The sequence below is a fragment of the Lysinibacillus sphaericus OT4b.31 genome (genome assembly GCF_000392615.1).
Classification (GTDB): domain Bacteria; phylum Bacillota; class Bacilli; order Bacillales_A; family Planococcaceae; genus Lysinibacillus; species Lysinibacillus sphaericus_B.
Genome location: NZ_KB933398.1, coordinates 1,072,612 through 1,085,820 on the forward strand (window position 1 = coordinate 1,072,612; position 13,209 = coordinate 1,085,820).

The window sequence follows — 13,209 nt, forward strand, 5'->3', positions numbered from 1 at the left end:
TAAAATAATACGTGATATAAAAAACAGTAATTGAAGCTAGCAAAGAGACTAAAACTTTGTATATAATGGGTATTATGCTTATGATATAGAAAGTTACTTTTGTGCGGCCTTTTTTAGGTGCGCTCGGAAAATCAATTTCGCCTTGGCGTAATTGCGTCCGGATTTTGAATTGTACTTAGGCCTACGCGATGCAGGTCAGTTAGCCATTTGCGCAAAATGCGACGAAGTTAGGCCAACATAGACTCCTTTCAAAATCTGTGACATCCGCCGGAGGCTTTATCTACATTTAGCTAATGGTAGGAAAAAACTTGCATTCACCTCACCGCCTATAGAGGTGAGCGTTTTCTGATGAATGAAGATAGAGCACCATTTAATTTTTAATACATCCGTATGTGATGAGGGAAAGGACGTGCGCGAATTGAATTTTCGTGAAATGACAAAAGAACAATTAGCAGAAGAATCGTTAATTAACTTAACTTATGCAATTTTAACTGAAAAGCGTGCCTCAGTGTCATTTAATGACCTGCTAACAATTATTAAAGAGCTTACTGGCTTTAGTGATGCTGATATTAAATCACGCTTGCTACAATTTTACACTGATATGAATGTGGATGGTCGCTTCTTATACAACCAAGAATCAGGTTGGGGTTTACGTGAATGGTTTAAGGTCGAACAAATTGAAGAAGAAACAGCTCCATCTGTTAAAACTCATAAGAAAAAATCAAAGGCTACTCTTGATGAAGACGATGACATTGAAGAAGATTTAGATGAAGAAGACATCGACTTCGATGAAGATTATGAAGAATTTGTTGAAGAAGAAATCGATGAAGAAAAAGAAGAAATTGAATTTGAGGATGAAGAAGAAATCGAAGAAATCGATGAAGAAATCGACGAAGACTTCATCGACGAAGACGAAGTAGATGAAGAGGAAGAGGAAGAAGCGTAATTCGTAATTTTCTCTTTGAATTTTCTTACTTTTGTACAAGTAGTAAAAAATCTTGACTTCTTTCACGGTTCCGTTTAATCTTTTACTTGGGCTCCTTAAAAGAGGAGAAAGACCGTGTATGCAATACGCTCCCCCTGCAAACCTATGCAGGAGGAGCGTTTTTTTGTTTTTACCTTTTTCAGTTATTTCTTTGATGAATATAGGCAATAGATGAATATAATTGTTGTTAACTATTTATTATGTATAATAATCGGTAACTGAATAGAGCTTAATTCCCTGGTGAAAGCCTTTTGAATTTAATTTTGATGGTTATTGACCCCAGGTGAGTTTGGATAAAGGAAAGTATAAAAAGAGATAGAAACGATTACAGCTTCGAATCGACTACATTATATTTTTATGTAGGCATTCTCGGCTTTTCTTATTTTAAGGTATAAGCAAATATAAATTATTTAATCGATGTTAAGGCATTCACGCTAATCGTTAGAGGTCGCATCAAGCCCTCCAAAAAGTGAAGCATCAGCGGCACATCTTTCCCTGTACTATAGAGTTAGGTACAAAAGGGCGTGAATGCACTTTTCTTATTAGCAATTTCTAGAACAATATAAGGAGGAATTTTTTCATGACTAAGTATATTTTTGTAACAGGTGGGGTAGTGTCTTCGCTTGGTAAAGGAATTGTTGCAGCATCTTTAGGACGTTTACTTAAAAACCGTGGGTTGGAAGTAACAATACAAAAATTCGACCCATATATCAATATTGATCCAGGTACGATGAGTCCTTATCAACACGGCGAGGTATTTGTAACAGATGATGGTGCTGAAGCTGACTTAGACTTAGGTCACTATGAACGTTTCATCGACATTAATTTGGGGAAACATTCAACAGTAACTTCAGGTCGTGTCTATCAATCTGTTTTACAAAAAGAACGTCGTGGTGATTACAATGGTGGAACAGTACAAGTAATTCCTCATATTACGAATGAAATCAAAGAACGCATTCAACGTGCAGGCCGCGAAACAAATGCTGATGTTGTTATTACAGAAGTAGGCGGTACAGTAGGTGATATTGAGTCTCTACCATTCCTTGAAGCAATTCGTCAAATGAAAACGAATCTAGGACATAACAATGTCATGTATGTTCACTGTACGCTTATTCCTTACATTAAAGCAGCTGGTGAATTGAAAACTAAGCCAACTCAGCACTCTGTAAAAGAATTGCGCTCTTTAGGAATCCAACCAAATATTATTGTTGTGCGTACAGAGCAAGAAGTACCACAAGACATGAAAGAAAAATTAGCATTATTCTGTGACGTACAGCCACATGAAATAATTGAATCTCGTGATGCGGAACATTTATATGAAGTTCCTTTAAATCTTCATGCGCAAGACATCGATGATATCGTGCTTGATCATTTTGGAATTGAAGCGCCAGAAGCGGATATGGAAGAATGGCGTGATCTTGTAGCGAAAGTGAAAAGCTTACCAAACAGAAGAAAAATCGCATTAGTAGGTAAGTATGTAGAACTACAAGATGCTTACATTTCTGTTGTAGAAGCATTAAAGCATGCAGGCTATGCATTTAATTCAGATATCGATATTGATTGGATCAATGCAGAACATGTAGAAGCTGATAATGTAGCGACACTATTAAAAGAAGCAGATGCTATATTAGTACCAGGTGGCTTTGGTGATCGCGGGGTAGAAGGTAAAATTTTAGCAACGCAATATGCACGTGAAAATAATGTTCCATTCTTAGGGATTTGCTTAGGGATGCAACTAGCAACAGTAGAATTTGCACGTAACGTACTTGGTTTACAAGGTGCGCATTCTACAGAGCTTGATGCAGCAACACAGTATCCGATAATTGACTTCTTACCGGATCAAAACGATAACGTAGACCTTGGTGGTACATTACGTTTAGGCTTGTATCCATGTAAATTACAAGCTGGTTCAAAGGCAAGCACTGCCTATGGAAAAGAACTTGTGTATGAACGCCACCGTCACCGCTATGAATTTAACAATGAATACCGTGAAGCGATGGAAGCAGCAGGTCTAGTATTCTCAGGTGCAAGCCCAGATGGCAAACTAGTGGAAATTATCGAATTACCAGAGAACAATTTCTTTGTAGCTTGTCAATTCCATCCAGAATTAGTATCGCGTCCAAACAGACCACAACCATTATTCCGTGATTTTATCGGTGCAACATTTAAATAAAAACCACAAGGAGTTGACTCAAATAATTTTTGAGTCAACTCTTTTCTTTATCAAAACGAAGTACAGTATAAAATAACAGAAGTCTCTATATGAACCCGTTGATTTCCGCTACGTCGGACGCTTTTCGGGGCATAATACAGTCTCCTCGACGCTATGCTCCTGTGGGGCCTTTTCGCTCATGCTATTTTTTCAGAAGTCACCGCCTGTGCCCCAATCAACTAGAGTAACCTATTCAATGACAACGAAAGAAGATAGAAGACAGTATAAATCCAATCCACTTCGATGCGCAAGTTGTCCGTTATTGACTCCATGTACGACAAGTAAGGATTATCGAAAAATCTTTGAACGTCCTATTTGGGCGCTTCATGTGGAAGAAGCCGATCATTTACATTATCAAAGTGACATGAAACAAATCTATGCGTCGAAATGAAACGATTGTACGTGTATTTGTAGATACGAAAGAAGAGCATGGTATGTGTTGGACAGTCTTACGAGGGATTAAAAAATATTTAAAAGAAAAAAGACTGGAAACAAACTCAATTTTTTGAGTTTGTTTCCAGTCTGAAACTCCCATGTGAAGGGAGCTTTTCACGTTTAGAGCTTTAGTGTGATTTGTCCTACCATAGTGGGCAGTAAACTTAATTTGCAAGTATTCATCACCCTCGAACTAAGCACTTATAGTTCTTCTTCATTGAGTCCGAGCATTTCATCATATGCGATCTTTACAGCCTCATAGATAAAAAGAGCGGCAATTGCATGTGGAACAACAATGCGTTCACCCAAGTCGTTAGGTAGTAAGCCACCACGCATACGGGTAGAGATATATGTATACGCTAAATCCGCTAACGGATTATCAGAATTAGCTACTTCACTAGCTACTGCTGCAAATGGAATAAAACTATTATTTAATTTTTGTGCTAATGCTAAGGCATCCCGATCCTGTGCACTACGCGTAAAGATACACACACGATCAACTTCACTCACTACAGTATTATCAGTCCATGGTAACAGCTTAGAAAATTGTTCCACACCTTGGCGTGCATTTAATTCGACAACTTGCATTTCACCAAAGCAAGCAAAATAAACATGGCCTACCCCGATACCTGCTTGTGCAAGTAATCTTGCTGTTTCTTCGATAGCTTCTTCTTCGCTTTGTGTTATTCTTTGAAGAAGTCCACTTAGTTGAGTCGTTAGAATTTTTGACATGGTTCCACCTCATTCAATATTATATGTTTGAAATAAGTATAAAGCAAAAGCAATAGCAGATAATTTATAATACTAGAAGGTATTAAGATTTTAAAGGAGAATTATACATATTATAGGATGCTTTTGTACAAGCATAATAATTCAAAAAGGGCGGAATGAAATGTGAAACGATTACTAATTGTCGATGATCAGCAAGGCATTCGTTTGCTTTTAAATGAAGTGTTAAAGAAGGAAGGTTACATTACATATTTAGCAGCGAATGGTGTGGAAGCACTACGTTATGCAGAAGAAGAAGAAATAGATTGTGTATTACTAGACATGAAGATCCCTGGAATGGATGGCATTGAAATATTAAAGCATTTAAAAGAGAAATGGCCACAAACCCCGGTCTTTATGATGACTGCTTATGGTGAACTAGACGTTGTTCAGGAAGCTCTGGAATTAGGGGCTATTCGTTACTTTACAAAACCTTTTGATATTTTTGAAGTACGTGATGAGGTCAATAAAACATTAAAAGGTCAAACCAACAGGCAGTGATAAACATTGCCTGTTTTTCACTGCTGTTAAATAGCATAGACATAGAACTTCGATGTTACCGCTGCGAATATCACTTCACTTTCTTGTTGAAAAAAATTGCACCTGCTGCTTCGTGTGCACTTCGCTTTCGGTCCAGAAAACATGGGCGCTGTCGCTACGTTGTCACTTCGCTTTCGCGCAGAAAATAGAGAACGCTGAAAATACTTTTCATTTTGTACCTGCTGCTTCGTGTGCACTTCGCTTTCGGTCCAGAAAACATGGGCGCTGTCGCTACGTTGTCACTTCGCTTTTGCGCAGAAAATAGAGAACGCTGAAAATACTTTTCAGCGTTCTCTATTTTTGCTATGATTGAATAGCACATTTATGTATAAAGAATAGTCCTATAAGGAGGATTTTTACTATGGCATTGGTATCTATGAAAGAGATGTTAATTAAGGCGAAGGCAGAAGGTTATGCAGTTGGTCAATTCAACATCAACAACCTTGAATGGACGCAAGCAATTTTACAAGCAGCAGAAGAAGAGAAATCACCGGTAATCCTAGGCGTATCTGAAGGTGCGGGTAAATATATGGGCGGCTTTATCGCCGTAGTTCAAATGGTACAAGGCTTAATGGAATCATACGGTATAACTGTTCCAGTAGCTATTCATCTTGATCACGGCTCAAGTTTTGATAAATGTAAAGAAGCGATTGATGCAGGTTTCACTTCTGTTATGATTGATGCTTCACATCACTCATTTGAAGAAAACATCGACATCACTTCAAAAGTGGTTGAATACGCTCACGCTAAAAGAGTATCTGTCGAAGCGGAACTTGGAACAGTTGGTGGCGACGAAGATGGTGTAATCGGTGGTATCATGTATGCTGATCCTGAAGAATGCCGTAAAATGGTTGAGTTAACAGATATTGACTGCTTAGCTCCGGCACTTGGTTCTGTGCATGGTCCTTACAAAGGTGAACCTAACCTAGGTTTTAAAGAAATGGAAGAAATCTCTAAATTAGCAGATCTTCCGTTAGTATTACATGGTGGTACAGGTATCCCAACAAAAGATATTCAACGCTCGATTTCATTAGGTACAGCAAAAATAAACGTCAATACTGAAAATCAAATCGCTGCTACAAAAGTTATCCGTGAAATCCTTGACAATGATAAGGTTGTTTACGATCCTCGTAAATTCTTAGCACCAGCACGTGAGGCGATTAAAGCAACCGTTACTGGTAAAATTCGCGAATTCGGCAGTTCACAAAAAGCATAATTTTTGCATCTAATATGGTACAAAAGCATAGATGAATACACATAATAAGAGAAGTGTTGATGCTTGTAGTCGACCTTCTCTTGTTTTTGAAATAACAACTTTTTAACAGATATTTAATAATTTAAGAAAATAGGGTTTGGGAGGAAATTATATGAAATTTTTTATTGATACAGCTAACTTTGACGAGATTAAAGAAGCACATGCATGGGGTATTTTATCGGGCGTTACAACAAACCCTTCATTAGTTGCTAAAGAAGAAAACGTATCATTCCACGATCGACTACGTGAGATTGCAGAGCTAGTAGATGGATCAGTAAGTGGGGAAGTCATTGCACTGGATGCTGAAGGTATGATTAAAGAAGGACTGGAACTGGCTGCCATAGCACCAAATATTACTGTTAAATTACCTATGACACCAGCTGGCTTAGAAGCATGTCGTTTCTTTGCGAACAAAGGCATCAAAACCAATGTAACATTAATTTTCAGTGCAAACCAAGCGTTAATGGCCGCTCGTGCAGGTGCTACATATGTATCACCATTTATCGGTCGTTTAGATGATATTGGACTAAATGGTGTAGAGCTTATTGAAACTATCGCAGATATTTTCACAATCCATAATATCGACACGCAAATTATCGCAGCTTCTATTCGTCACCCGCAACACGTAACGGCAGCAGCACTCGCAGGTGCGCATATTTCAACAACTCCATATAAAGTATTAAAGCAGCTTTTCCATCATCCATTAACGGAAAAAGGAATTGAAGGATTTTTAGCGGATTGGAATAAGAGAAAAGGCGAATAATAAGATTATAAAGTGAGCCAGACGCAAAAATTACTTTCCAATCATGAGGGAGAACGCAAAATGGATGTATACAAAATTACAGGCGAAAATCGTCTAAGAGGTACAATTAAAGTTAGTGGTGCAAAAAATAGTGCAGTCGCCTTAATTCCAGCATCAATTTTGGCGAACTCTCCAGTGACTATTGGAGGGATACCAGAAATTTCAGATGCTTGGACTTTGAAGGCGCTATTAGAAGAAATTGGCGGAGAAGTGTCTTTTGAGGACGGTAAAATGACTATTGATCCGTCTGATATGATTGCACTTCCATTGCCGAATGGTAACGTGAAAAAACTCCGTGCTTCCTATTATCTAATGGGGGCAATGCTTGGTCGTTTTAAAAAAGCTGTGATTGGTTTACCGGGAGGCTGTTTCCTAGGACCGCGTCCAATTGATCAGCATATAAAAGGTTTTGAGGCACTTGGAGCTAAAATTACAAATGAGCATGGAGCAATCTATTTACGTGCGGATGAATTAATTGGCGCAAAAATTTATTTAGACGTTGCCAGTGTTGGAGCAACAATTAACATTATGTTGGCCGCTGTACGTGCAAAAGGGCGTACAGTTATTGAAAATGCGGCGAAAGAGCCTGAAATTATCGATGTTGCAACACTTCTTACCAACATGGGAGCCAATATTAAAGGGGCAGGTACGAGTGTAATACGTATTGACGGTGTTGAGGAGCTACACGGCACAGAGCATACGATTATCCCTGATCGAATTGAAGCAGCAACCTTTATGATTATGGCGGCTGCAGTTGGCGATGGCATTACCATAGATAACGTCATTCCACTACATTTAGAGGCAATTACAGCAAAGCTTCGTGAAATGGGTGTGAAAATTGAAATTGGTGAGGAAAGTATTTTTGTTCCGAAAACGGACCTTACTACATTGCAAGCAGTTGATGTCAAAACGTTAGTGTATCCTGGATTCCCTACGGATATTCAGCAGCCACTTTCTGTGTTGATGTCCCAGGCACTCGGTTCCTCAAAGGTAACAGACACAATATATACAGCCCGTTTTAAGCATATAGATGAACTTCGTCGTATGAATGCAAATGCACGTGTCGAAGGAAATACAGCGATTATCTCTGGCCCAAATAAATTACATGGCTCAAATGTGACAGCGACAGACCTTCGCGCTGGTGCAGCTTTAGTATTAGCTGGATTATTAGCTGAAGGTGAAACTGAAATTCACGATATCTATCACATTGAACGAGGCTATAGCTCACTTATTGAAAAATTACGTGATTTAGGCGCAGATATTCGACGTGAGACAATAATGGTCGGTGTAGCTGAGCTAAAGGAATAATGTGTGGTAAAAGTTTTGAGCCAATTATGTTACAATAGAGGTAATTTGAATGTTTCGGCGAATGAAATATGCCGTTAACGGGAGGAAAAACAACAATGGAACGTAGTTTATCGATGGAAGTAGTACGAGTAACAGAGGCAGCAGCAATCGCATCCGGGAAATGGATGGGTCGCGGTTTGAAAATTGAGGCAGATGATGCAGCAACGACAGCAATGCGCTCAATGTTCGATACAATTCCAATGCATGCTACAGTAGTAATTGGTGAAGGTGAAATGGACGAAGCGCCAATGCTTTATATTGGAGAAGAGCTTGGCCTTCGTAATGGTGGTCCTCAAGTAGATATTGCAGTTGACCCTTTAGAAGGTACGAATATTGTGGCTAAAGGTACAAATGGTGCAATGACGGTACTAGCTATTGCAGATAAAGGTAATCTATTAAATGCACCTGATATGTATATGGAGAAAATTGCAGTAGGACCAGAAGCGGCAGGGAAAGTTGATATTAATGCTTCAGTTACTTATAACTTATTACAAGTAGCAAAAGCAAAAAATAAAGATATTTCAGACGTGGTAGCTACTCTATTAGACCGTCCACGCCATCAAGCAATTGTAGATGAAATTCGTGAGGCTGGAGCTCGAATTAAATTTATCCAAGATGGCGATGTTGGGGCAGCCATTAACACCGCTTTCGATGAAACAGGCATTGATATTATGTTCGGAATGGGCGGTGCACCAGAAGGTGTAATTTCTGCTGTTGCATTAAAATGCCTAGGTGGAGACTTCCAAGCGAAACTAGTGCCAGAAGATGAGGAACAGCTAGAGCGTTGCAAAAAAATGGGCGTAGATGTTGAAAAAGTTCTTTACTTAGATGACCTAGTAAAAGGGGACGATGCAATTTTCGCAGCAACCGCTGTAACAGATTGCGAGCTATTAAAAGGAGTTCAGTATAAAGGTGCCTACGCATTAACACATTCAGTAGTTATGCGAGCGAAATCAGGTACTGTCCGTTTTGTAGAAGGTCGTCACGCTCTTGAGAAAAAACCTAGCTATTAATAATAATTTCTTCTAAAATATACCTAGCGCATCTTTTTGTGCTAGGTACCTTCTTCTTAATTTAAACCATCCCATAGTTTATAAGGCAATGTTATACTCCAATGTTTTGTATGGTTGATTGGAGAGTAGCTGTAGCTCTACTCTTAAGGGATTAGCAGTGAAGCTAAGACCTTTATATGTAGTGCAAAGCGGAGATGCGGCTTAGCCACTACCCCCTAGGAAATAGAGCGTATTACAGGTACAGATATCAACCGTTTTAACAGAGCCTTTCGTAAAAACTTCAATGATAACCCCACAAAAGCAATATATTTTGAAAAAGACTGGAGTTGTGCATATGTCTGCATTGACAATCGCTCAATTAGAAAACATGACGTTAAAAGAGCTTTACGCCCTCGCACGCCAATATAAAATTTCATATTATAGCAAGCTAACAAAAAAAGAATTAATATTTGCTATTTTGAAAACGCGTTCCGAACAAGAGGGTTATTTTTTCATGGAGGGAGTACTTGAAATTGTTTCGCAGGAGGGCTTTGGCTTCCTTCGCCCAATTAACTACTCGCCAAGTAAAGAGGATATTTATATTTCTGCTTCTCAAATTCGACGCTTTGACCTCCGTAATGGGGACAAGGTATCTGGTAAAGTACGTCCACCTAAAGAAAATGAACGCTACTACGGTCTGCTACAAGTAGACGCTGTAAATGGTGAAGACCCTGAAGTTGCAAAAGAACGTGTGCATTTCCCGGCATTAACGCCGTTATATCCTGATCGACAAATCAAGCTTGAAACAACGCAGCAAAATTTATCGACTCGTATTATGGATTTAGTGGCACCTGTAGGTTTTGGCCAACGTGGTTTAATTGTAGCGCCTCCAAAAGCAGGGAAAACATCATTATTAAAAGAAATAGCGAATGCAATTACTACGAATTATCCGGAAGCAGAGTTAATTGTATTACTTATTGATGAACGTCCTGAGGAAGTAACGGATATTGAACGGTCTGTGAATGCAGATGTAGTTAGTTCTACTTTCGATGAGGTACCAGAAAATCACGTGAAGGTTGCAGAGATCGTTTTAGAGCGTGCACGTCGTTTAGTCGAGCATAAACGTGACGTAATTATATTAATGGATTCCATTACCCGTTTAGCACGTGCTTATAACTTAGTTATTCCACCAAGTGGTCGTACACTATCAGGTGGTATTGACCCTGCTGCTTTTCATAGACCTAAACGTTTCTTCGGTTCTGCCCGTAATATAGAAGAAGGTGGTAGCTTAACAATTTTAGCTACGGCTTTAGTCGACACTGGCTCACGAATGGACGAAGTCATCTATGAAGAATTTAAAGGAACAGGGAATCTAGAACTTCACCTAGATCGCCAATTAGCAGAGCGTCGTATTTTCCCTGCGCTTGATATTCGTCGTTCAGGTACACGTAAGGAAGAGCTGCTTCTTGCACCTGAACAACTAGAAAAACTATGGGCAATTCGAAAAACATTTTCAGATGCACAAGATTTTTCAGAGCGTTTCTTGAAGAAGTTACGCACAACAAAATCAAACGAAGAATTTTTCGAGAAGCTAAATGAAGATATGAAGAAAGCAACAAAAGGTAAAGGTTTACTATAACTATAAAAAATCACCATTGACTAGAATTAGTTAGTGGTGATTTTTTTTGTTTTGAAAGATCAATTGAAATTGATAATCGTTATCAATATAATTGACATAGAACTATTTCATTTCAAAAGGAGAAAGATATGAACTATGAGGCGTATATGCTGCTTTGGGAGAACACTTATATCAAGCTGAAACAGTTTGATTATGTAGATAAAACTGATTTACGAATAGATAGGCGAGTAAATCATAGCACGCTACTTGTCATCACAGAGGGCGAGGCAGAAGTTTTAATTGGCGATCAGCCTTATCAAGTACAACACTTTAGTATTTTCCATATTGGAAAATCGCAATCACTACATATAAAAGTAAAGGAAAGTATTAGCTACTACATGATTCACTATAAAGGTGATGTTATTTATGCAGATTCTTTTTTACAACATTTACACATGCAGTATCAACCTTTTCAAACGGATTTTACCTGTGTACCCGCTAATGCTCTGGGTATACATATGTTACTGCAAGACATGTACGATAAATGGAAGACAAGCGTTATCCAGGAACATCTATCAGTCAAGGCATCTTTTTATGAACTCATCTATCGTATTTTTCAAGAGCTGAATGAGGGGCTGGGTAAGCCACATGAAATGGATAAAGTAGAAGCGGCACGTCTCTATTTAGAACAACATGTTCATGAACCAATATCTATACAGACACTTGCAGATTCGCTCAAAATCAGTACAAGACATCTTCTACGTACTTTCAAGAATCGTTTTGGTATTGGCCCACAAATCTATTTACAGCAACTTCGAATTGAAAAAGCGAAGCATTACCTATTGTCAAATCATTATGGTATCAGAGAAATAGCAATATCGCTTGGTTATGAAGATGAATATTATTTTAGCAGAGCCTTTAAAAAGGAAACAAATATGGCGCCAAGTATTTTTAGGCGGAAATATACATCTGGTATGGCCGAATTTGCTATTACAAATGAGAATCATTTTCAATACAATGAGAATCAGCTCGCGCAAGCAATACGATTTGAGAGTAGGGAAAATGATTTCATGATGAAACATATAAAGATGCCTTTTTTGTTGAGTCTGTTGGTATTACTTGCAGCATGTGGTGAAGATACAGCTCATCAAGCGGACAACAAAGAAGAGACACCTAAGACTGAAGAAGCTACAACTCGAATGATAACAGATGATAGTGGGCGAGAAGTGGAAATTCCAGTAAAGGCAAAACGAATAGTAACAGATTGGTATCTTGGTCAGATTCTAGCATTAGATATTGTGCCAGTAGGAGCCGTCACAGCTAATTTAGATTTTGCTGCGTTTTTAAAACCATATTATAAAGATGGAGAAATTAATAATATTGGAACAGACGGAAATACATCTTTGGAGAAAATTTTAGAATTAAAACCGGATTTAATTATTACGTGGAATAAAGAAGATGTAGAGAAATATGAAAAAATAGCACCAACTATCGTGTTCTCTGAAACAGTCCATAAAACGGCAACTGACGAAATCAAGGCAATGGGTGAATATCTTGGCAGACAAGCAGAGGCAACTGCATTTGTAAAAGATTTCGATAAGCGTATAGCTGATGCACAGAACAGAATCAATGCTGCCATACCAGAAGGGGCTACTTTTACTATTTTTGATCTATTTGAAAAAAATGCAACAATCGTAGCGAATAATAGCGTGTCAGGCGGTCGAGCATTATACCAAATACTGAACATGAAGCCACAAGAGAAAGTACAAGAACTCTTTGATACGAAAGAATCTGGTGGTGGGCGCTATGATATCTCCTATGAAGTAGTAGGTGACTACGTTGGTGATTATGTATTTCTCATAAATTTCTTTAATAAGGGTGGAGAACTTCCATCAACTTGGACCAATTTAGATATTGTAAAAAATAATAAAATAATTGATTTATCACCAGAGCATTATTTTGCTTCTGATCCGCTATCGGGTTTATATCAAGCAGAGGATATGGCCAATAAAATTGTAGAATTTACAGAGTCACAAAAAACTAAATAGCTAATTATAACTGTGAACAACAGTTTATAAAGCGGATATAGTAGTGACTACATAATGTGATAACGAAATTAAATATTCTTTAATCAGTTTGATTATTAACTGCAATCGATTGACAAGCATGGCTGACTAAATTGTAGAAAAGCGATTTCAAAGCAATAAACAAATATTGTGTGGGATGAGCTACCTGATATATAGTCGGGTAGCTCA

11 protein-coding genes are annotated in these 13,209 nt (G+C 38.3%); 10 read left to right on the top strand and 1 reads right to left on the bottom strand.

The features are described 5' to 3' along the window. Nucleotides 1-418: 418 nt before the first annotated feature. The 3 genes from rpoE to H131_RS23435 all read left to right on the top strand — a co-directional run bounded on the left by rpoE (nucleotide 419) and on the right by H131_RS23435 (nucleotide 3,588). On the top strand, nucleotides 419-946 hold the full coding sequence (rpoE, locus tag H131_RS04885; RefSeq protein ID WP_051112178.1) for a DNA-directed RNA polymerase subunit delta: 528 nt from the start codon (nucleotides 419-421) through the stop codon (nucleotides 944-946). 619 nt (nucleotides 947-1,565) lie between these two features. Next, the gene (locus H131_RS04890; RefSeq protein WP_010857959.1) at nucleotides 1,566-3,158 is read left to right on the top strand and encodes a CTP synthase; all 1,593 of its coding nucleotides are present in this window, start codon (nucleotides 1,566-1,568) and stop codon (nucleotides 3,156-3,158) included. Nucleotides 3,159-3,336: 178 nt separating this feature from the next. After that, on the top strand, nucleotides 3,337-3,588 hold the full coding sequence (locus H131_RS23435; protein ID WP_080647621.1) for a transposase: 252 nt from the start codon (nucleotides 3,337-3,339) through the stop codon (nucleotides 3,586-3,588). 245 nt (nucleotides 3,589-3,833) lie between these two features. Here the strand turns inward: H131_RS23435 and H131_RS04895 are convergent, their stop codons facing one another. Further along, entirely contained in the window at nucleotides 3,834-4,364 is a 531-nt protein-coding gene (locus H131_RS04895) for a DUF2529 family protein (protein WP_010857962.1), read from the bottom strand. A 162-nt stretch (nucleotides 4,365-4,526) separates the two neighbouring features. Between H131_RS04895 and H131_RS04900 the strand changes: the two genes are divergently transcribed. From H131_RS04900 to H131_RS04930, 7 genes are all read left to right on the top strand, one after another. Further along, entirely contained in the window at nucleotides 4,527-4,901 is a 375-nt protein-coding gene (locus H131_RS04900; RefSeq protein ID WP_010857963.1) for a response regulator, read from the top strand. A gap of 400 nt (nucleotides 4,902-5,301) precedes the next feature. Continuing rightward, nucleotides 5,302-6,156, top strand: a complete 855-nt coding sequence (locus H131_RS04905; protein ID WP_010857964.1) for a class II fructose-bisphosphate aldolase — start codon at nucleotides 5,302-5,304, stop codon at nucleotides 6,154-6,156. A gap of 151 nt (nucleotides 6,157-6,307) precedes the next feature. Continuing rightward, nucleotides 6,308-6,958: a fructose-6-phosphate aldolase gene (fsa, locus tag H131_RS04910; protein ID WP_010857965.1), complete on the top strand. Its 651-nt coding sequence runs from the start codon at nucleotides 6,308-6,310 to the stop codon at nucleotides 6,956-6,958. A 60-nt stretch (nucleotides 6,959-7,018) separates the two neighbouring features. Continuing rightward, nucleotides 7,019-8,305 (top strand): UDP-N-acetylglucosamine 1-carboxyvinyltransferase, encoded by a 1,287-nt coding sequence (locus tag H131_RS04915; RefSeq protein ID WP_010857966.1) that lies wholly within the window; start codon nucleotides 7,019-7,021, stop codon nucleotides 8,303-8,305. Nucleotides 8,306-8,400: 95 nt separating this feature from the next. Further along, nucleotides 8,401-9,357, top strand: coding sequence for a class II fructose-bisphosphatase (gene glpX, locus H131_RS04920; protein ID WP_010857967.1), 957 nt, complete (start codon nucleotides 8,401-8,403; stop codon nucleotides 9,355-9,357). Nucleotides 9,358-9,691: 334 nt separating this feature from the next. Beyond that, nucleotides 9,692-10,975, top strand: a complete 1,284-nt coding sequence (gene rho, locus H131_RS04925) for a transcription termination factor Rho (protein ID WP_010857968.1) — start codon at nucleotides 9,692-9,694, stop codon at nucleotides 10,973-10,975. A 128-nt stretch (nucleotides 10,976-11,103) separates the two neighbouring features. Continuing rightward, complete coding sequence (locus H131_RS04930; protein ID WP_010857969.1) at nucleotides 11,104-13,002, top strand: AraC family transcriptional regulator; 1,899 nt, start codon at nucleotides 11,104-11,106, stop codon at nucleotides 13,000-13,002. Nucleotides 13,003-13,209 lie beyond the last annotated feature (207 nt).

Excerpts from the sequence above, each read along its gene's own strand:
- glpX (WP_010857967.1), top strand. The coding sequence starts at position 8,401 with ATGGAACGTAGTTTATCGATGGAAGTAGTACGAGTAACAGAGGCAGCA.
- H131_RS04895 (WP_010857962.1), bottom strand. The coding sequence starts at position 4,364 with ATGTCAAAAATTCTAACGACTCAACTAAGTGGACTTCTTCAAAGAATA.
- H131_RS23435 (WP_080647621.1), top strand. The coding sequence starts at position 3,337 with ATGCTATTTTTTCAGAAGTCACCGCCTGTGCCCCAATCAACTAGAGTA.
- H131_RS04930 (WP_010857969.1), top strand. The coding sequence starts at position 11,104 with ATGAACTATGAGGCGTATATGCTGCTTTGGGAGAACACTTATATCAAG.
- H131_RS04905 (WP_010857964.1), top strand. The coding sequence starts at position 5,302 with ATGGCATTGGTATCTATGAAAGAGATGTTAATTAAGGCGAAGGCAGAA.
- rho (WP_010857968.1), top strand. The coding sequence starts at position 9,692 with ATGTCTGCATTGACAATCGCTCAATTAGAAAACATGACGTTAAAAGAG.
- H131_RS04890 (WP_010857959.1), top strand. The coding sequence starts at position 1,566 with ATGACTAAGTATATTTTTGTAACAGGTGGGGTAGTGTCTTCGCTTGGT.
- fsa (WP_010857965.1), top strand. The coding sequence starts at position 6,308 with ATGAAATTTTTTATTGATACAGCTAACTTTGACGAGATTAAAGAAGCA.
- H131_RS04915 (WP_010857966.1), top strand. The coding sequence starts at position 7,019 with ATGGATGTATACAAAATTACAGGCGAAAATCGTCTAAGAGGTACAATT.